The following is a 20,034-nucleotide window of genomic DNA, read 5'->3' as shown; positions in this document are numbered from 1 at the left end:
CCCGACCGATCGGTCACCGCGTGATTTCGATCGCGGAGACGATCGCATCCCCGGTGACGGGCACGAACGCCAGATCGAGCATCCCGCCGCGCACGACCACCGTTCCCTGCCGCACCAGCGCCTTGATCGGGCCACCCGCGCTGCGCGCGATGTCGAGCGCCTTGACGATCGGCTTGCCGTTGGCGGTCACGTCGAACACCCGCGCACCCGCCGCGAGCGCCGGTTCGACGAAGGTCAGCGTCACGGTATAGCGGCCATCGGCGAGTGGAATCGCGTAGCCGAAGCGCCCTTCGCGATAGGTTGCGGCAACCGCGGGATCCGCGGCGCCAGCGATCACCGCCGCGACTGCAGGCTTGCCGTAATCGGCTGGCTTGGTCAGGGTGCCCGCCGTGCCACCGGTGAAGAACGCATCCGACCCGAACCGCCGCGAGGCGGGCGCGGCGACGATCGCGCCCGCGTCGATCCGCACGCTGGCGGCGGCATCGGCCCCAAGCGTCCAGGCGACGCTGTCCTCGATCCCCCCGCCGCGCGCGACCAGCGCGTTGCGCCCGACGGTGAGCGCGACGGCCGGCCACACGCAGATCCGGTCCGGGCAATTGCTGCGCACGCCGAGTGACCGGCCGTTGAGCAGCAAGTCGGTGGTGGCGAGGTTGCTGTACACGCGCACGTCGGTGACCGGGTACGCGCGATCGACATAGCGTCGCCCGTTGATGTGGATGGTCGGGGTCTCGCTCCACTGCGCCTTGTAGAAATAATAGGCGTCCTTGCGGATCGCGCGATCGTAAGTGACCAGGCCCTTGGTGTTGATGTCCTGCGCATCGCCTTCGGCCCGGATCGTCGTGGCGAAGTCGAACGAATTCCACAGGAACGTCCCCCACAGATACGGCCGTGCAGCGAGCGTCTTCCACGCGTCCTCGTGGATATGGCTCTCATATTCCTCGGGCTGGCGGACGCCGCGCGAGTCAATCGGGCCGCCGCGCACGTCGTCAGTGTGGATGCTGGTCGCGCCGCCCGCGCCATATTCGGTCACCGCAAGCGGTTGCGCAGGGCGTCTGGCGTGGAGCTGGTCGAGATGCGGACCAAGATCGCCCGGCACGCCAAAATACCAGCCGAAGTAGCGGTTCGCGCCGCCGAGGTCGGCCACCGCCGCGGTCGTCGGGATCGCGACGCCCTGGTCGAACAGCCGCCCTTCGCAACAGGTCGCCAGCGCGGTCGGGCGGCTCGGGTCCTCGGCGCGGGCATCGCCCTGCAAGGTCTTGAGCAAGGGCAGCGGATCGGGCGTTCGGCCATCTGCGAAGCCGGTCAGGAACGCCGGGAAGGAATTGCCGAAGTCGACCTCATTGGCGATTCCCCAGGTGACGACCGAGGGATGGTTGCCGTTCTGGCGGATCAGTTCGCGCAATTGCTGGCGCGCGTTGGCGACCAGCGCCGGACGCGGCTCGAGCTCGCCGCGCCGGGTCCAGGCGGACACCAGCGGGATCTCGTCCCACACCAGCAGACCGGTGCGGTCGGCCAGATCGTGGATCGCCTGGCCATGCTGATAATGTGTCAGGCGGATCGCGTTGACGCCCATCTCGCGCATGATCGCGACGTCCGCGGCGACGTCGGCGGGGGTGGTTGCCCAGCCCTTGCCCTCGTGATCCTGGTGATAGCCGACGCCGTGCAGCGGCACGTGCACGTCGTTGAGGAACAGCCCCTGCGCGGGGTCGATCCGGATCGTGCGAATCCCGAACGGTTGCCGAACCCGATCGAGCAGGCGTCCGCGCGAATCGGTCACGTCGACCGACAGCGTGTACAGATACGGGTCCGCTACCCCCTGCCAGCGGTGCGGGGTGGCGACCGCAAGCGTCAGCGCGGCCTCCTGCGTGGCGGATGCGGCGAGCGCGAGCGACGCCTGCGCCGACGCCGCGGTGCGCCCGTCGGCATCGATCAGGCTGGCGACGACGCGGACCGCGCCCGTGCGCCGCCCGGCATTGGCAATGCGCGTGCGCACGGCGATCTTCGCCTCGGCCGCGCTGGCGCTGGTGGTGGTCGCCAGAACGCCCGATCCGCCGGAATCGGCCAGGTCGAGATGAATCGGATCGACCGCGATCAGCCGCACCGGACGGTACAGGCCACCGTGGACGAAGAAATCGCCGGTCAGCGGCAACACGTCGGCAGTCGTCGAGTCCTTGCCCGCGGGGGCGCTGTTGTCGGTCCGCACGACCAGCAGATTGTCCGCACCCGGTCGCAGTGCCGCGGTCGCATCGAGCCGGAACCGCGAGAAGCCGCCCGCATGGTCGCCCAGCTTCCGGCCGTTCAGCCACACGCTCGCGATCCGGCTCGCCGCATCGAATTCCAGCCAGACCTGCTTGCCGCGCATCGCCGGCGGAACCGCGAAGCGCTGCCGATACCAGCCGAGGCCTTGCGTCTTGTTGACCGTTTCCGCGCGGTGCACGTGGCTTTGCGGGTCCGGACGGTAGAAGCCGACCCGGTTCCACGTGTGCGGAACGCTGACGGTCTCCCATCCGGCGTCGTCGAAGCCGTCGGCGGTTGCGTCCCCGGAAACGTCGCCCTGGTGAAAGCGCCATCCCTCTGCCAGCGTCTGGCTCGCCCGGGCCTCCGCCGTCGTGACTTGCGTGGCAGCGGTGCCCGGCGTGGATGTCTGCGCCAGCGCGGCCGTGCCGAACATGCCCGGTACCAGCGCGCCAGCGACGATCAGCCGCTTGTAACGGTCCGTCATCATCGTGTCCCTCTCCTGTCGGGACAGCGATATCACCGCCGCATCGGCCTGACCAGCTTTCCGTTGCATAGGCAATCTCGTCGGACCAGTCGGACAATTTGGCCTTACCAAACGCGTTCTGAAATGGCGTTTTGAGCGGATGACCGCACGCCTATCGGTCGGCGATCGGCGCCTGTGGGATGGCGCGGGGCTTCGTCACCATGGCGAATTCAAAAACGGACAAGGGCCGGGCGCGGCGACGATGAAGACGCTGCGGGGTGGTGTTCACCACGGATTTTCCACCAAATCCGGCACCCCGGTTCGGCCACCGCCTATAATCTAAAGGTATGTTTGTACGACGAAAGAGATCCTGATGACGTGTATGCCATCGTCCGTCGTCGCTAGCCGACCGGAACCGACCAGTCCGTTCCTGCCGTTGCTGGAGAATGTCGTCGCGCTGCTCGATGATCAGACCGATCATCCGGAGATCTGGGCGGCACTGGCCGAGGCGTCGCGGCATGACGACGTCGCCGATCTGCGGACGCTGATTGGTACGATCCTGCCGCTGCAGGACGGCAATGCCGCCAAGTCGCTGCAGACCGTCGCGGCGGTGCTGACCGCGCTGTGCGCCGATCGCGCCGCCGGTCTGGCCGACCTGGACCGGATCGCGCTGCTCCATCCGCATTGCCCGCAGGTGGCCGGCGCGCAATTCTTCGTCCAGCGGCATGACGACCCCGATCGGTCCGCCGATCTGCGTGGCCGATTCTGCGACGCGCCGTTCATCAAGTTCGAGACGCTGATGGACGGATCGGTCGCGCCGTGTTGCTCGATCTGGACGCAGGCGCGGCTGGGGCATCTGGATGGCCAGACTGCCGAAGAGATCTGGAACTCCGCGTCCGCGCAGGCGATGCGGGGCAGCATTCTCGACGGCAGTTACCGATACTGCCACAAGCAGCGCTGCACGTTCATCATGGACGATACCCTCCCGAAGCGCGAAGACGTCCTTGATCCCGCGCGGCGTGCCGACATCGACGAGAACCGCACCGTCATGGCCGAAGGGCCAAGCTGGCTGTTCCTGGCGCATGACGTGACGTGCAATCTGGCGTGCCCATCCTGTCGCGACGGAATTCAGGCCGCGGACGAAGCGCAGGAACGGCGGTTCGATCGGATCGAGAAGCAGGTCTTCCAGCCGCTGTTGAGCAGCCGCGGCAAAACAACGATTTCGGTTTCCGGCCAGGGCGATCCGTGGTCGAGCCCGCATTACCGGTCGATCCTGCGCTACATGGCCGATCACGATCTCGACGTCGGGCTGGACCTGCACACCAATGCCCTGTTGATGAACGAGAGCCGCTGGTCGCACTATGCCGGGCTCGACCGGTACCGGGCGCTGGTGAACGTGTCGATCGATGCTTGTACACCGTGGGTCTATGAAGTCGTCCGGCGTCCCGGCCGGTGGCACGTCCTGATGCCGAACCTCCGGTTCATCGCGGACAAGCGCACGCGCGGCGAATTCCGCGAGTTCCATCTCAACGCCACGATCCAGCTCGACAACTTCCACGAGATGCCCGCGCTCGTCGACTTCGCGCAGACGCTGGGCGCGGATTCGATGCGGCTCTACATGATCCAGAATACCGGTGGCCATGTCAGCCCCCTGTATCCGCGCCTGAACGTCGCCGCGCAGGATCATCCGCTCCACAGCGCCTTTCTCGAAACGCTGCGACACCCCATTCTGGGATCGGATTTCGCGCATCTCTACGATGTCAGCCACTGGCGCGACCGGGCGCTGGACGCGACGCTGCCGTCCGACGGGTTGGGCAAGGACTGGACTCGCGCCGATCTGACCGACGCGATCACCGGGGCGACTGATCCCGCCATCATCGTGGCGCTTTGCGCCGCCGGACGAATCCGCTTTCCCGATGACCTGTCGCTTCTCCTCCGCGAGGCGCAAGCCCTGTGCGACCTCGGCTTCGCGCCGCAAGCCGCCTACCGCATGAAGGACCGCGAAGCGCTCGGTGGCGAGGCCATCGTTCTGCAGGGATGATCGCGTCGTCCGCCTGGGTCCGGCGATCCGGGGCCAGGCGGCAGGCGGTCACGCCGAAACGTCGAGGTCGATCTGCACGCGAATGGCGTCGTGGCGCCAATATTCCTGGTCATATTCCACCACGCGCCCGTCGTGCGCCAGGCTGGTCCGCACAACCATCAGCCCCGGCGTACCGGGTTTGACGCCCAGCGCGTCGGCGGCGAACTGCACCAGCGCGCACGGTCGCATTTCGACGCGGTTGCGGACCACCTTGAGGCCATACTCCCCGCTGAGGATCTGGGTCAGCGACCCGTCGAGCGAATGCGACAACAGGTCGGGTGCGATCCCCGGATCGACGATGATCCGTTCGACGAGCACCGCGCGCCCGTCGATCGAACGGCGGCGCTGCAGATTGTAGAGCGGGGTGCCCGGCGCGGTGCCGAAGATCTCGGCGACCGCGGGCGAGGCCGGCACCAAGTCCTTGCTCAGCGTCTCGGTCGCGGGAATGCGCCCCTGTTCGGCGACATAGCTCATGAAGCCCGACCAGCGCATCGGATGATAGGTCACCGCCGGCGGGGAAATGTACCAGCCGCTGCGATCGCGGCGATAGATCAGCCCCTCCGCTTCGAGCTGGAACAATGCCTCGCGGACGGTACCGCGCGCGGCGCCGGTATCGCCCTGGAACTGGCGTTCCGACGGCAGCTTCGATCCAGGCGCGAGCTTGCCCATCTCGATCGCCGCGGCGATCTGGTCGCGGAGCGCCAGATACTGCGGGCCGCCCGCGGGATCGCCGCGCGCGATGGGGATGAGTTCGAGGTCGCTGCGCATCATGTCTGCCTGGAACGTGGCAGGACCACCCGACACTGGTCAAGCGGCCCCTGCCGATCCCGCCAATTACCCCCGGCCCGCGCGCAGGTCAGGCGGTGGCGCGCCGTTGGGTGTCGAGGAGCGCGCGGTAGCTCTCCAGATCGGGCGCATGCCACTCGGGCTGTTTGCCCATGTCGTCGAAGCGGCGCAGCGTCACCGCATCGTTGCAAAACGGTTCGCGCTCGAACGCCGCGGCTTCGAGCGCCGACATCGGGCCGCCCTGAAGCTGCAGGCTGAGCGCCGAGGCACGACTGAGCCCGTCCCGGTACGCCGCGTCGATCGCACAGAGGTAGCGCTTGGCGGCGACGTGCAGCCGGATCGGCTCGGTCACTTCGGGCGGGAAACAGGCGCTCAGATAAGCCGCGCCGGAAATTTCGTGCCGCGCGTCGATCCCCCGGGCTTCGGCGGCATTGCCGGCATCGTCCATCAGCTGGCCGACATCGTGGAGCAGCCCCGCCACGATCATCGCATCCGAACAGCGATGGCGCCGCGCCAGTTCGGCGACTTGCAAGGCATGCTGGAGCTGAGTCGCATCCTCTCCGTAACGGAGCGAACCGAAGCGGTCGAACAGGTCGAAGATCTCGTCGATGATATGGGCGGGCATGGATCCTCGCTGGCTGGGCGGGTGGCAGGGGGCAGCATGGGGGCGCGAACCGACCCCGGCAGGGGGGAGGATCGCGGTCAGGATGTCGCGATACTGTCATGTAGCTGGACTAGACCAGTTTCAGACACCGCGCTCTAGCGGTTCCGAACGGCCAGGGAAAGGGCGAACACCCGATGGAGCGCACGACCAGGCGACATTTTCTTCGGGCGGCGGGCGCGGGCGTCGCCGTGGCGCAGCTCCCCGGCCTGATCGAGCGCGCGCTGGCGGTGCCCGCGAACCGGCGGACGGGCACGCTCCGCGATGTTGAGCATGTCGTAATCCACATGCAGGAAAACCGCGCCTTCGATCATTACTTAGGCAAGCTGAACGGTGTGCGCGGCTTTGGCGATCCGCGGCCGTTGCGGCTGGCCGGCGGGCGCAGCGTATGGGCCCAGCCCTCGGTCCAGCATCCCGATGGCCATGTCCTGCCCTTTCACGGCGATTCGAGGACGACGCGCGCGCTGACCGTCGATGGCGCCGAACAGTCGCACCCTGAAAATGTCCATATCTTCAACCGCGGCCGCTATGACCGCTGGGGGCATAGCGGCGCGCTGCACACGCGGATGCTGCACTATACCGCGAGCGACCTGCCCTTTTACTATGCGCTCGCCGACGCCTTTACCGTGTGCGACGCCTATCACTGCTCGACGATGACGCAGACCTATCCCAACCGGCTGCACCTGTTCAGCGGCTGCAATGGCGGCGGCACGGTGGGCGGCGATCCGCAGATGCACAATTATGGCGAGGACGAAACGCCGAGCGCCGACATGGCCGAGGATCGCCCGCTGCGCCCCGACGCCTATCGCTGGACGACCTATGCCGAGCGGCTGCAAGCGGCCGGGATCGACTGGAAAGTCTATCAAGAATACGACAATTTCGGCGACAATCTGCTGTCGATCTTCCCGCCCTTCCGCCCCTGCGCCAGGGACTCCGAACTATATCGCCGCGGCCGATCCTGGGTGAGCGAGCACAAGCCGGGCGCCGATCGCAAACGGTCGGACGGCGAACAGCTGGTCGAAGCATTTCGGCGCGATGTCGCCGGGGGCACGCTGCCGCAGGTGTCGTGGATCGTCACCGCCGCCGACCTGTCCGAACACCCGACCGCCGAGCCCTCGAAGGGCGAGCACGTCACTGCCCAACTGATCGAGGCGCTGGTCGATCATCCCGACGTCTTCGCCAAGACGGTGTTCCTGCTGGTCTATGACGAGGCGGGCGGCTTTTACGATCATGTGCCGCCGCCGGTGCCGCCGGTGGGGCGACTATCGCGGGCACAGCACCGTGCCGATCGAGGGCGAGACCAAGGATTACGGCGCGGGCACTGCCGAGGTTGCGGGCAAGCACCCGATCGGGCTGGGCATCCGCACGCCGGCGATCGTGGTATCGCCGTGGAGCCGGGGCGGCTTCGTCTGTTCCGAACTGTTCGACCACACCTCGGTGCTGCGCTTCCTGGAGGCGCGGTTCGGCGTCATGGAACCCAATATCAGCGCGTGGCGGCGATCGGTATGCGGGGATCTGACCTCGGTGTTCGACTTTGCCGGATCGGATCGCGCGGCGGCGCTCGATCTGCCGAGCACGGCCGATTTCCGCGAACGCGTCGCTCGATCACGGGCCGGGCCGGTCAACGCGATCCCGGCGATGCAGACGCCGACCGCGCAGATGCCGGGCCAGCGCGGGCATCGCCCCCTGCCCTATGCGATCGATATCGTCGCTGCCGTGACCCCCGCGCGGCGGCTGCGGATCGAGATGATCAATCGCGGCCGCACCGGCGCGGCGCTGACCGTGCACGACAATAGCGACGCGCAGGAACCGTGGCATTACACGATCGGCGCGGGCGATCGCTTCGCCAGCGAGCAATGGCATGATGCCGGACCGATCCCCGCCTATGACCTCACCCTGCGCGGGCCGAACGGATTGTGGCGCCGCTATGCCGGATCGCTGGAGGCCGGCGCGGTGGCGGCCGAAGTCCTGCTGCTCCAGCGCGGTTCGGAAGGCGCGGTCGAATTGGTGCTGCGTAACGAGGGTGTCACGCCCCTGGTGTTCGCGGTGGCCATGGACAGCAACTATCCCACGACCGGCAGAGGCACGCGCCGCATCACGGTCGCGCCGGGCAAGCAGGTCAGCGATGTGTGGAAACTGGCGGCGAGCGACCATTGGTATGATCTTGCGGTCACCGTGGCGGGCGACGCCACGTTTCTCCGCCGCTTCGCCGGCAAGGTGGAAAGCGGACGGCCGACGCGCACCGATCCGGCCATCGGCGCGATGCGGGTGACGGCGTGAAGCGCGCGCGCACCGGCCTGTTGATCGCCGCATGGCTGGCGCTGGGAGCGATGGGGCAGGCGCAGGATAGCGGGCCCTATGTGCCGCGCGATCAGGTGCCGGATGGTCTGGCGATCCTGCCGCCACCCCCGGCACCGGGTAGCCCTGCCGCCCAAGCCGATCGCGCGATCTTCCGGGCGACGCGCACGCTGCAGGGCACGCCGCGCTGGCGCATCGCGACCGACGATGTGACCAACGCCACCCTGCCCCGCTTCGCCTGTGCGCTGGGGAGGGAGCTGGACCCCAAACGCGTGCCGGCGCTCGTCCGCCTGCTCGATAGGGCGGGCACGGGGCCGCTCGTGAACCCGGTCAAGGCGCACTATCAGGCGCGGCGCCCCTATCTCGGCACCGATGCGCCGATCTGCGAGGCGAAGACCGCGCATCTGGCCGGCAATGGCGATTATCCCTCGGGTCACGCCGCCAATGGCTGGCTGGAGGGGCTGATCCTCGCCGAGCTGGTGCCCGATCGTGCAGGCCCTATCCTCGCCCGCGCCCGGGCATATGGCGAAAGCCGCGCGGTGTGCGGATCGCATTCGGCGAGCGCGGTGCGCGCCGGCTGGACGGCGGGGTCCGCAATGTTCGCGGTGCTCAACGCCGCGCCTGCGTTCCAGCGCGATCTCGCGGCGGCACGGGCCGAACTCGCCTCAATCCGCGCCACCGCACCCGATGCAGCACAGTGCGCGGCGGAAAACGCCATTCTCGCGAGGCCGATATTGTGACCGCACCTTCCACCAGAACGCCGCCGCAGATGCTGCTCGCCAGCGGGCTGGCGGCGTTCGGCGCCTATTTTGCGATGTATGCATTCCGCAAGCCGTTCGCCGCCGCCACCTTTGGCGATGTCCATGGCTGGCATTTCGCCATCGATTACAAGTCCGCGCTGCTGATCGCGCAGGTGCTGGGCTATGCGCTGTCGAAGATGATCGGCGTGCGGGTGATCGCCGAGTTTGGCCGGCAGGGGCGCGGCGCGCTGATCCTGGCGCTGATCGGGTCCTCGTGGCTCGCGCTCGTGCTGTTCGCGCTACTGCCGGCGCCGTGGAATGTCGCCTGCTTGTTCCTCAACGGCCTACCGCTGGGGATGATCTGGGGCCTGGTGTTCAGCTATGTCGAGGGGCGCCGCGTGTCCGAATTGCTGGGCGCGATGCTGTGCGCCAGCTTCATCCTGTCGTCCGGGGTGGTGAAATCGGTGGCGGTGCTGTTCCTGCATGCTGGCGTGGCCGAGGCATGGATGCCGGCGGTGACCGGCGCGGCGTTCGTGCCGGTGCTGCTGGTGTCGCTGTGGTGGCTGGAGCGGATGCCACCGCCCGATGCGCAGGACGAAGCCGAACGCACCGCCCGCACGCCGATGCGCCGCGCCGATCGCGCCGCCTTCCTGCGCGCGCATGGGCTGTCGCTGGTGCTGCTCGTCTCCGGCTATGTGCTGCTGACCGGCATCCGCGATTTCCGCGACAATTTCGCCGCCGAACTGTGGACCGCGATGGGCTATGGCGGCAGTGCTGCGATGTTCTCCACCAGCGAACTGCCGGTGGCGGTGATCAGCTTGGGCGGCCTCGCCATGCTGATGCTGGTGCGCGACAATATGCGCGCGCTGCTGGCGATGCATGCGATGATCCTGCTGGGGGCAGCGCTGCTGGGCTTGTCGACCGTGGCGTTCCAGGCCGGACTGCTCGCGCCTTTGCCCTGGATGATCCTGACCGGTGCAGGGCTGTATCTTGCCTATACGCCGTTCAACGCGATGCTGTTCGATCGGATGATCGCGGCGATCGGCACCGCGGGCAATGCCGGATTTCTGATCTATATCGCCGATACCTCGGGCTATGCCGGCAGCGTTGTCTTGTTGCTGTTCCGCAGCCTCGCCGCACCGAAAGTCCAGTGGTTGCCCTTCTTCATCGACATCTCGTACCTCACGGCGGTGGCGGTGGGGGTGCTGACGTTGCTGTCTGCCATAGGGTTCGCCGCCCGCGATCGTTCGGAGCGTTCCCATGTCGCAGTATGACCTGATCGTCGTCGGCGCCGGCATCGTCGGGCTGGCCCATGCGCTGGCCGCCGCGCGGCTGGGCAAGCGCGTGCTGGTGCTCGATCGCGATGCCCAGGCCAATGGCGCGTCGATCCGCAACTTCGGGTTTGTCACCGTGACAGGCCAGGAACGCAGCAAGGTTTGGGAGCTGGCAATGCGCAGCGCCGCCCGGTGGCGCGAAGTGGCGCCGCTCGCCGGCATCCCGATCGAGCAGCAAGGGCTGCTGCTGACGGCTCAGCGCCCAGAGGCGGTAGCGGTAATCGACGCGTTCCTCGAAACCGAAATGGGCCGCGATTGCCTCCGGCTGGATTCGACCGCGCTGGCCGAGCATTGGCCGATGGTGCGCGGTGGATTGGCGGCGCTGCGCAGCCCGCACGATCTGCGCGTCGAATCCGCGCAGGCGATCCCCCGGCTTTCGGCGTGGCTGGCGGCCGCGCACGGGGTGGAATTCGCCTATGGCGTGGCGGTGCACGCCGTGGAGAGCGGACGCGTGGAAACCTCCCGCGGCGTGCGTCAGGCCGATGCCGTGATCGTCTGCCCGGGCGACGATTGGGCTAGCCTGTTCCCCGAAGTCTATGCCGAAGCCGGCATCACCCGCTGCAAGCTCCAGATGCTGCGCCTTGCCGCGCCGAACTGGCGGCTGGCATCGCCGGTGATGAGCGACCTGAGCATGGTCCGCTATCTCGGCTATGCCGATCTGCCCGAGGCGGCGGCGCTGCGGCAGCGGCTAGACGCGGAGGAAGCCGCAGCGCTGGCGTACGGCGTCCACCTGATCGCGGTGCAGAGCGCCGACGCATCGCTGGTGGTCGGCGACAGCCACGAATATGCCGCCACCCCCGGCCCCTTTTCCTCCACCGCGATCGATGCGGTGATGCTGGAGGCCTATGCGCAAGTGCTCGGCACGCCGCCGGCGGTGATCGCAAGCTGGACGGGCACCTATGCCTCGGCGGCAGGACACAGCATCGTCCGCACCCCGGCCGAGGGCGTGCGGCTGGTCGTCGTCACCAGCGGCACCGGCGCCTCGACCAGCTTTGCGCTGGCCGAAGACGTGGTCGCCGAACTTTACGGGAAACATTGATGTACGAAAACCTCAAGGCGGTCGTGTTCGACTGGGCCGGCACGATGATCGATTTCGGCAGCCGCGCGCCGGTGGTGGCGCTGTGCCGGGTGTTCGAACAGGCCGGCGTGCCGATCGAGGAAGCCGAAGCGCGCGCCGATATGGGGCTGGCCAAGCGCGACCATATCCGCGCGCTGCTCGGGCAGCCGCGGGTCGCCCAGGCCTGGGCCGCTGCGCACGGCAGCGACTGGACCGAGGCGGATGTGCTGTCCCTGTTCGACGCGATCGGCCCGATGATGCGCGATGCCGCGCGCGACCATGCCGATCTGATCCCCGGCGCGGCCGAGGTCGTCGCCGATCTGCGCGCGCATGGCGTCGCGATCGGATCGTGCACCGGCTATACCCGCGAAATGATGGCAGACATCCTGCCGCGCGCCGCCGAACAGGGCTATCAGCCGGACCTGCTGGTCTGTGCGGGCGAGACGCCGGCGGGCCGCCCTTCTCCGCTTATGCTATGGAAGAATCTGGTTGAACTCGGCGCATGGCCGGCGACCGGCTGCGTCAAGGTCGACGATGCGGATGTCGGCATCGCCGAGGGCCGCGCCGCGGGGGTGTGGACGATCGGCGTGGCGGCAAGCGGCAATGCCATCGGCCTGTCCGAAGCGGCGCTTGCTGCCCTGGTGCCAGAGGATCGCGCCGAGCGCATCGAACGCGCCCGCACCGCATTGCTGGCGGCCGGCGCGCATATCGTCATCGATACCGTCGCCGACCTGCCCAAAGCGCTCCGCGCGCTGCCGATCGGCTAGTTACTCAAAAAATCCTCCCCCGGAGGGGGAGGGGGACCACCCGCAGGGTGGTGGAGGGGTGTCCCGGCCGGCGAGGGAGCCCTCACCTATCAGCGTTTACACCCCTCCAACATGCCTGCGGCATGCCACCTCCCCTTGCAGGGGAGGAATTTCAGGGAATGCCAATCCGCGCTAGGCGACCAAATGCTGGAGGACGCGCTTCTCCAGCACCAGCAGCGCGCCGGCGCCGTTGGTGCGCATCACCAGCCCCTCGGCCAGCGGGCGGGCGGCGTCGTGTATCGCGCGGGCCAGGCCGATGAATTCGGGGCGGCCCCGCCCGCTGATGCCGTGCAGCGCGCAGAGCTGGCGCCAGTCGAACACGAAATTGTCCAGCAGCGCCCCGAACCGCTCTGCGCGGGCGTCGCTGGGCAGGAGTTCGGCGCGCAGGTCGTCGAGCAGCCATTGCACTTCGGCCGCGGGCATGATCGGGGGGCGCTGTTCGCCTTCGCACAGTAGCGGCGCGCGCGCGGCTGGATCCCATTGTACCGTGCGCCAGACCTCGCGTGGCGGCGCCTTGCCGCAGGCGAAGCGCCAGAAGGCGGCGGTGCCGGTGGTATCCGCCACCAGATGGATGCGCTCCGCCGGCGCAGCATTCTCGACATGATGGCGGCGCCAATTGTCGAAGATCCACGCCTCGCCCGCCGCCATGTGCACCGCCTGCCCGTCGCAGTGGAAGCGCACTTCGGGCCGGGTGAAGACGGGAATGTGGATCCGCACGCGGGTGTGCCAGTGATAGTTGATATCGGCATGTTCGGGCACGCCGACGCCGGGCGCGAGCTGCATCAGCCGCGATCGGCTCCACACCACGCCGAACCCCGCCAGCGCCTGACGCGCATAGGGCATCGCCTCCAGCCAGCGGGTCGGCAGCATCTGGCCGTGCATCCCGTCGCCTTCGACACCGTCGACGCTGATCAGCCGCGCGGCGCTGTTGCCGGGGATGCCGTCCGGGTGCGGCACCCAGGCCTCTTTCGGTAGCGCCGCCACTTCGGCCTGCAGCCGCGCCACGTCGAACAGCACGGGCAGCTGGAAAAACGGTTGGGAAAGCCGCATCGATCAATCCTCGCTCAGTGCAGCGCGCAACGGGGCGAGCCAGGGGGCGTAGTTGCGCCATTGGTCCAGCCCGGCGCGATCGATCGGGCGGCGGACCTGTTCGGAACTGGGCGTCCGTACGCTGCGCCGGGTTTCGTGAAAGGCGAGGCAGGCGGGATCGAACGGCAATCCGGCATGGGCGAGCATCTGCCGCACCCCGCCTTCCAGCTCGGCAACCAGATTTTCATAGGAAACTTGCAGCACCCGGCCGGGCAGCACCGCATCCCAATGCCGCATCAGGCCGAGATAAACGCGGGTGTGGCGCGCGACATCGTCGATACTGTAGCTGAATTCCTGATGATTGGTGCCGAACAGCTGCTTCAAGTTGCTGAAGCCGCACGCCATTGGATCGCGCCGGATATCGATGATCGTCGCGCGCGGCAGGATCAGCTGGATCAGGCCGATATGCCAGAAATTGTTCGGCATCTTGTCGATGAAGAACGGGCGGCCCAGTCGGCGATAGGTCCGGGTTTCGGCGAGGAAGCGTTCGCCCAGTGCCCGCGCATCCGCCGCGGTGAGCCGTGCGAGTGCTTGCGGGTGCAGCGGCAGGCCGCAATCCGGGTCGGCGCCGCAAATCTCGCGGGCATAACGGCTGATTTCGGTCAGCTCCTGCGTGCCTTCCACCTGGGGATGCGATGCCAATATCTGCTCGATCAGGGTGGAGCCCGAACGCGGCAGGCCCAGCACGAAGAGCGGCGCGGCATCCGCCACCCCCCAGCCCGTGCGCTCGGCGAAGAAGTCCGCGGTGCAGGTCTCCGCAATACGCATGGCACAGGCCTCCGCCACGTCCGGGCGATAGGTTGCGCTGGCCCGGCGCAGCGCGTTGCCGCGCGCGTAGAACGCCCAGGACTCGGCGAATGTGGCGCGATCCTCAAAGGCCTTGCCCAGCGCGAAGCAGAGATAGGTCCGGTCCATCGGGTGGATGCCGGGCCGCGCTTCGGCTGCGCGCATCGCCGCAATCTCGGCGTCGGTGAAGCGATAGGTCTTCAGGTTCGCGAGGCTGAACCATGCCACCGCCTGATCGGGCCGCGCGGCCAGTGCGGCGCGATAGTCGGCAATCGCCTCATCCGTGCGGCCGGTGATCTTCAGCGCATTGGCCCGCCAGAGCCGCAGATCGGCCAGCTCGGCCGGCGATTGCGGCTGGCGGGCCAGGCGCTCGTACAGGTCGATGACCGGTTCATAATCGCCCATCCCGATACAGGCGACGCCGAACAGCTTCAGCGTATCGCGATCGTCGGGCTGGTGCGCCAGCAACGTCTCCGCCTCGGCCCGCGCAGCGGCATGGTTCTGCTGTTGCAACAACAGCATCGCCAATTCGAAGCGCGCGGCGTGATACTCCGGCACCCCGGCCAGCGCGGCGCGCAACAGCGCCTCCCGATCGCGGCTGCTCACTGCGTCGGCCCCGGCTGGTCCAGATCGAAGACTTCGAAGATCAGGTGCACGCGGTCCGTTGCGCCCAAATTGCGCACCCAATGGGGCCCAAGATTATTGACCTCGACCGCCGTGCCTTCGGGGAAATGATGCGCCGCGCCGCCGAAGAACGACACCACCTGGGGGTTGGTCGCCAGCGGCACATGGATCTTGTGCGGCCATTTCGCCGCGGGATTGGCGTCGATATGCGGGTGGATCACCCCGCCCGGCGCCATCCGCGCGAGCATCACCCGCGGGAATACAGGCCGCGCATAGCCATAGGGCTGTACCGCCTGCGCCAGCACCGGCTCCAGCAGCGCACGCCATGCGGCCCAAGCTGGCCGATCGTGCGAGACGCGCCAGTCGCGCGGATCGTTGATGAAACGGAACACGATGTGGCGGGTGGCGTCCAGCGCGTCGAACTTGTTGGGTTTGGCGGCATTCTCCGCATCCCACACCGCCTCGGGGATCGCGCGCACGGCCGCGGCCAGTGCGGCGATGTCGACACGGCCCAGCGGGCGGACGGTGGTGGTCTTGGCCGGGTTCATCGGCGCCCGTCGAAGTGATAGCCGAACAGATCCAGATCCTGCGCATAGCGCCCGGCGACACCGTCGATCAGCGTCTGGTCGTAATAATCCCGATAGTCGCGGTGGCTGGTGCCGTTGACCCGGTCCAGCGGGCGCGAGGCGATACCGATCCGCGCGCAGATGGCGTCATACGAGCCCTGCATATCCTCGACATGGCCGATCGCATCGGCGGCCAGCGTCGTGCCGTCCGGCCCGGTGAGCAACGATGCCTGTGGGCGGAACAGGATGTGCCCTTCCGGCGGCGCGCGAAACAGGAAATGGTACATCACGTCGCGCGGCCGCTGCTGGAAGACATCGCCGCCGCGCAGCATGAACGCGCAATAGGAGACGAACCGGTCGAACGGATTGCGGACGAAGGCGAATTTGAAATAGCTGTGGAAGCGTTCCTCGCCCAGATGCGGGCGCAATTGCTCCAGCGACACATGGCCGTGCTGCACGGCGGCCAGATCGTCCCACGGAAACTTCTTGTGCACGAACAGGCCGACCTGTTCGACATCCTCGTCCCCCAGATGGTCGCGCAGCGCCTGCCGCACCGAATGGGTGCCCGTCTTGGGCACCGCGGCAAACACGAAACGATGGCGATGGGAGACGATCATGCAGCCAGTCTCTTAAGGAAGTCGCCCCCGCCGGCGATGCGGCGGGGGCGTTTTTGGGGATCAGAACTTGAAGCTGAAGCCGGCCATATAGGTCGCTCCGCTCTGGTTCTGGTTATACAGATAGCGGTTCTGGCCCCAGAACTGCGTATCCTTCTGGTTGGTCAGGTTCACCGCGTTCAGCGTGAGCTGAAGTTCCTTGGTGACGTTGACGAAGGCCGATGCGTCGAAATAGGTCGTCGCTTCGAACCCGCGCGTATTGGCGCTCATCACGCTGGGATCGCGACCGGTGTAATACGCCGAACGGTGGCTCATCGAACCGCGCAGACCCCAGCGCTTGGTCTCGTAATAGAGCGTGGCATTGTAGCTCGTCTTGGAAATGCCGGTAATTTCTTTGGGCGCATCGACATAGGTGTAGTTCGCCAGCGCGCCCAAGTTGTCGAACGGCGCCGGCAGGAAGCTGAATTGCGCCTGCGCCGCCAGTTCCACGCCGGTCAGGCTCTTGGTGCCCGCGACGTTGATCGGCATCGAGAACTCCTTGACGATCGTGGCCGCGGTCGCCCCCGGGATCGTGCCGAACGGCACGCCGGTCTGGCTGAAGGGCACGTTCTCCAGCGTCTGCGATCCGATGAAGTTCTTGATCTGCTTGTTGAATACGCTGGCTGAAATCAAACCGACCTTGCCGAAATAATATTCGGCGGAGACGTCGAGCGTGGTGTCCTTATACGGCTTGAGCCCCGGATTGCCGCGCGAGGCGGTGATCGCGCCGCCATCGTCCTGCAACGCGCTGCCGCGCGCCGCGATCGAGCCCAGGCCCGGCCGGTTCAGGTTCTGCGAGGCCGCGAAGCGCAACTGCAGCTCGGACGTCACTTCCAGCACCGCGTTCAGCGCAGGCAACACGCCCGAATAGCTGCCGTTCACGTCGGTCGTGCCGAGATAGGCATAGCTGTCGCCCTGGATCCAGCCCGAGCTGTGCGTATCGGTATGGTATCCGCGTGCACCGACGTTGCCGCGCAGGCGCTTGCCGAACAGCTCGGTGTCCCAGTCCATCTGGAGATAGCCGGATTCGCTTTCCTCGGTCGTCGTATAGACGTTCTCGATATCGCGCAGCGCGCCGCCGCTGCCGTCCTTGTTCGGGGCAAGGCGGTGATATTCGTTATATTTCGCAAAGCCCTTGGCATAATCGCCGACCAGCCACGATCCGAATGCGTTGCTGAACACCGACGAGACATCGCCCACCGCGGTGCCGCGCGTCTTGGCGCGGGTGCCGTTGACGTTGTCGTCGTAGAACAGGTCGATGCCGTCCTGCTTGAACCGGTGATAGGCCGCGCCCGCGCGCAGCGTCAGCGCGTCGTTGATCTTGTACCGCAGGTTGCCGACGCCTTCGCGCAGTTCCGACGCATTGTTGAACGAGCGATAATAAAAGGAATCCATCGCATAAGTAGACGCGTTGGTCGGATCCCAACCGGTATAGGCGAATGACGCCGAGCGCCCGTCGATGCCGTAATCGGCGACCAGATTGCCCTTTGCCCGCATGTAGAACTTGTCGTCATACGGCGTCTTGTAGGTCGATTTCTGATAGCCGACATGGCCATCGATCGTCAGCCGGTCCGAAGCCTCCCAGGTACCCGTCAGCTCCAGCGAGCGGAACCGCGTCTTGTTGAGCGAGCGACGGTTTTCGCTGCCGAAGGTCGCGCCGGTGACGTCGGTCTTGGTCACATAGTTGCTGTCGTCCCAGCGCAGGTCCTTGATGACCGAAGGCTGCTGGAACGCGGCAGGCCACGGCGATCCCGCGGCAGTGTCGAACGCGACCGATCCGGTCGAGTTGAGCGGCCGCGTGGCAAGGTGCAGCTCTTCGCGCTTGGTTGTGAGCTGGCCGTACAGGCCATCCAGCGTCAGCAGCAGATTGTGGGCCGGACGCCACTGCAGTGCGGCGGTGATGCCGAGCCGCTCCTGATCCGCGTTCCACGAGGAAAGGCGGTTGCCGTCGGCAAAATACAGGTCGCCCGACAGGAATTTGGTCTGCTGCGCAGCGCTCAGGCGCGAGATGTCGAGGCCCTTGCCGACCAGGCTCTGCAGCGTCGAGGCGCTCGGATGGTTGTAGTTATAGGTGTTGTGGCCCTGTTCGGTGGTCTTGCGCTTCGAATAGGCGACCGAGACCAGCGCACCGAAGGTGTTGCTCCAATTGTGGCTGAACAGCCCGGCGACGCGCGGCTGCGCGTCCTTGGTATATTGGTTGGTGCCCAATCGGCCGACGATGACGGCTTTGCTACCGGGCGCGTAATCGAACGGTCGACCGGTGAACAGGCCGACCGTACCGGCCATGCCGCCTTCGTTCTGCGCCGCCTGGAACGTCTTCTCGACTTCGACCCGCGTGAACAGCTCGGACGCGAAGATGTTGAAGTCGAAAGCACGGTCGCGCGTGCGCTGACCGCGGCTATCCTGCGCGGAATCGACGTTACCCAGCACTTCCATGCCGTTCAGCTGCACCCGCGAGAAATCCGGCCCGAGGCCACGCAGCGAGATCCGACGCCCCTCGCCGGCTTCGCGCGTGATCTGCACGCCGGGCACGCGCTGAAGCGATTCCGCCAGGTTCAGCTCGGGAAACTTGGCCATGTCCTCGGCGACGATCACGTCGACCTGAATCGCGGACTTCCGCTTGATCGCGCGGGCGTCGCTCAACGACTTGGTATAACCGGTGACGACGATGTCCTCGCCGCCGCTGACAGGCGCATCCGCCGTCGTCTGCGCGAACGCGGCGCGCGGTGCGCCCCCCACGCTCACCATCGCGACGGTAGCGAGCAATATTGTCCTGAGATTCGGGCGCATCGCCCGAACTCGTGTGTGCGTGATCATGAAAGGATGCCCCCTGCAACTGGTATGAACCAGTCCGGCCTAGAGCATGCGTTAACGACTTCTCCGTGACAGTCGCAGCCGAAACGACTTTTCGTCGTCATCATTTCGACCTTGTCGCGCGGCCCGCCATTCACGCCAGGATGGACGCAACCGTGGTTGGTGGCGGAAAGAGTGCCGAAGCGATCCTGCGAAAGTGTTGCGAATGAACGTCTTCCAGCTCTGCGATCGGGATCGGCCATCCGAATACAGGGCGAGGGCAGTGTAATGAGGTGGCGGTGCGGACCTTCGCGCAACGGTCGCGCAATGTTTCCTTTATGCCGCCCTGAATGGTACCGGACACAGCGCGGTCACCCTGCCCAACACGCGTTGGGCAACCGGAACGTCGGCTAAGATTCTGGAATTGGGCAACCGCTGACTCGCGAATACGGCGCTATTGCCGCCGGGTGCCACGCGGGACAAGCTTCAGAGCGCACCAGCGTCGCACCGCCAAATGGCGGCTGCGGCCGAGCGAGCACACCAGATCGCAGCGGGCTTGTAACCGAACGCGCCTTACCAGGCGCGCGGCGAACTTCCGACTCGTTGCGCGACGGATTGCTCTACCGCATTGAGCTGATCCTTGGTCATGACTCCGGATGCGAGCATCTGTCGCATCAGTTCATCGACCAGCGCAGCAAGAAAGTGAACTTCACCACGCTCCGAACCGGTGTCTTCGCCCTCGGTGTTCACTTCCATCAAAAGTCTCCCGGACAAGCGTTGCTTCGTAAACGCGCGGCTTGAACCACGGTCGAACGCTTATGCCTGAAAAGTACTAAATTATCGTGCTGCGGCAAGGCAAAAAAACCTGCCCTTCCGAACGACCGGCACTCGCCATATGGGGAATGCCAAACGCGGTCCGGATTGTGTCCGGAGCGGTGCGAGACGAAGTGGCTGGATGCCCCGTGAGGATTCGAACCTCAATAGGCGGTATCAGAAACCGCAGTCTTACCATTAGACGACGGGGCAACGCCGGGCCGCGATCTAGGCGGGCCGCGCGCGG

Annotated in this window: 16 protein-coding genes, 1 tRNA gene and 1 pseudogene; 7 read left to right on the top strand and 11 right to left on the bottom strand. The window is 66.6% G+C overall.

The annotated features are described in order from the left end of the window. Positions 1–13: 13 nt before the first annotated feature. Positions 14–2,725 (bottom strand): glycoside hydrolase family 2 TIM barrel-domain containing protein, encoded by a 2,712-nt coding sequence (locus ABIC16_RS01975; RefSeq protein WP_354289847.1) that lies wholly within the window; start codon positions 2,723–2,725, stop codon positions 14–16. A gap of 358 nt (positions 2,726–3,083) precedes the next feature. On the opposite strand from ABIC16_RS01975, the gene ABIC16_RS01970 reads away from it, so the two are divergent. Beyond that, positions 3,084–4,742, top strand: a complete 1,659-nt coding sequence (locus ABIC16_RS01970) for a radical SAM/SPASM domain-containing protein (RefSeq protein WP_354289846.1) — start codon at positions 3,084–3,086, stop codon at positions 4,740–4,742. Positions 4,743–4,790: 48 nt separating this feature from the next. Here the strand turns inward: ABIC16_RS01970 and ABIC16_RS01965 are convergent, their stop codons facing one another. The 3 genes from ABIC16_RS01965 to ABIC16_RS01955 form a co-directional block, all read right to left on the bottom strand. Then, positions 4,791–5,552: a UTRA domain-containing protein gene (locus ABIC16_RS01965; protein WP_354289845.1), complete on the bottom strand. Its 762-nt coding sequence runs from the start codon at positions 5,550–5,552 to the stop codon at positions 4,791–4,793. Between the two features lie 85 nt (positions 5,553–5,637). Next, entirely contained in the window at positions 5,638–6,192 is a 555-nt protein-coding gene (locus ABIC16_RS01960) for an HD domain-containing protein (RefSeq protein WP_354289844.1), read from the bottom strand. 134 nt (positions 6,193–6,326) lie between these two features. Next, entirely contained in the window at positions 6,327–6,542 is a 216-nt protein-coding gene (locus tag ABIC16_RS01955; protein ID WP_354289843.1) for a hypothetical protein, read from the bottom strand. On the opposite strand from ABIC16_RS01955, the pseudogene ABIC16_RS01950 reads away from it, so the two are divergent. The 6 genes and pseudogenes from ABIC16_RS01950 to phnX all read left to right on the top strand — a co-directional run. Continuing rightward, positions 6,516–7,436: pseudogene (locus ABIC16_RS01950) on the top strand (alkaline phosphatase family protein); the annotation flags it as partial. The gene ABIC16_RS01955 and the pseudogene ABIC16_RS01950 sit on opposite strands and share 27 nt — an antisense overlap. Positions 7,437–7,458: 22 nt before the next feature. Beyond that, positions 7,459–8,508: a phospholipase domain-containing protein gene (locus tag ABIC16_RS01945; protein ID WP_354289842.1), complete on the top strand. Its 1,050-nt coding sequence runs from the start codon at positions 7,459–7,461 to the stop codon at positions 8,506–8,508. Further along, positions 8,505–9,266 (top strand): acid phosphatase, encoded by a 762-nt coding sequence (locus ABIC16_RS01940; RefSeq protein WP_354289841.1) that lies wholly within the window; start codon positions 8,505–8,507, stop codon positions 9,264–9,266. The genes ABIC16_RS01945 and ABIC16_RS01940 overlap by 4 nt, the downstream gene beginning before the upstream one ends. Then, on the top strand, positions 9,263–10,540 hold the full coding sequence (locus tag ABIC16_RS01935) for a DUF5690 family protein (RefSeq protein ID WP_354289840.1): 1,278 nt from the start codon (positions 9,263–9,265) through the stop codon (positions 10,538–10,540). The genes ABIC16_RS01940 and ABIC16_RS01935 overlap by 4 nt, the downstream gene beginning before the upstream one ends. Then, positions 10,527–11,639 (top strand): TIGR03364 family FAD-dependent oxidoreductase, encoded by a 1,113-nt coding sequence (locus ABIC16_RS01930; RefSeq protein ID WP_354289839.1) that lies wholly within the window; start codon positions 10,527–10,529, stop codon positions 11,637–11,639. Before ABIC16_RS01935 ends, ABIC16_RS01930 begins: the two co-directional genes overlap by 14 nt. After that, complete coding sequence (gene phnX, locus ABIC16_RS01925; protein ID WP_354289838.1) at positions 11,639–12,424, top strand: phosphonoacetaldehyde hydrolase; 786 nt, start codon at positions 11,639–11,641, stop codon at positions 12,422–12,424. The genes ABIC16_RS01930 and phnX overlap by 1 nt, the downstream gene beginning before the upstream one ends. Positions 12,425–12,595: 171 nt before the next feature. On the opposite strand, the gene ABIC16_RS01920 is transcribed toward phnX, so the two are convergent. From ABIC16_RS01920 to ABIC16_RS01890, 7 genes are all read right to left on the bottom strand, one after another. Continuing rightward, positions 12,596–13,513 (bottom strand): aspartyl/asparaginyl beta-hydroxylase domain-containing protein, encoded by a 918-nt coding sequence (locus tag ABIC16_RS01920; protein ID WP_354289837.1) that lies wholly within the window; start codon positions 13,511–13,513, stop codon positions 12,596–12,598. Between the two features lie 3 nt (positions 13,514–13,516). Next, positions 13,517–14,917 (bottom strand): sulfotransferase, encoded by a 1,401-nt coding sequence (locus ABIC16_RS01915; RefSeq protein ID WP_354289836.1) that lies wholly within the window; start codon positions 14,915–14,917, stop codon positions 13,517–13,519. Positions 14,918–14,940: 23 nt separating this feature from the next. Then, a complete protein-coding gene (locus ABIC16_RS01910) occupies positions 14,941–15,510 on the bottom strand; it encodes an aspartyl/asparaginyl beta-hydroxylase domain-containing protein (protein WP_354289835.1) in 570 nt (189 codons plus the stop codon). Beyond that, positions 15,507–16,145 (bottom strand): sulfotransferase family 2 domain-containing protein, encoded by a 639-nt coding sequence (locus tag ABIC16_RS01905; RefSeq protein WP_354289834.1) that lies wholly within the window; start codon positions 16,143–16,145, stop codon positions 15,507–15,509. The genes ABIC16_RS01910 and ABIC16_RS01905 overlap by 4 nt, the downstream gene beginning before the upstream one ends. A gap of 60 nt (positions 16,146–16,205) precedes the next feature. After that, complete coding sequence (locus tag ABIC16_RS01900; protein ID WP_354289833.1) at positions 16,206–18,971, bottom strand: TonB-dependent receptor; 2,766 nt, start codon at positions 18,969–18,971, stop codon at positions 16,206–16,208. 576 nt (positions 18,972–19,547) lie between these two features. After that, positions 19,548–19,730: a hypothetical protein gene (locus tag ABIC16_RS01895; protein WP_277970601.1), complete on the bottom strand. Its 183-nt coding sequence runs from the start codon at positions 19,728–19,730 to the stop codon at positions 19,548–19,550. A gap of 196 nt (positions 19,731–19,926) precedes the next feature. Further along, positions 19,927–20,000, bottom strand: a tRNA-Gln gene (locus tag ABIC16_RS01890). Positions 20,001–20,034: the final 34 nt, after the last annotated feature.

It is taken from the genome of Sphingomonas sp. PvP055 (assembly GCF_040546365.1).
Lineage (GTDB): Bacteria > Pseudomonadota > Alphaproteobacteria > Sphingomonadales > Sphingomonadaceae > Sphingomonas > Sphingomonas echinoides_A.
The sequence above is the reverse complement of the archived record's forward strand: the minus strand, read 5'-3'. Positions and strand labels throughout refer to the sequence as shown.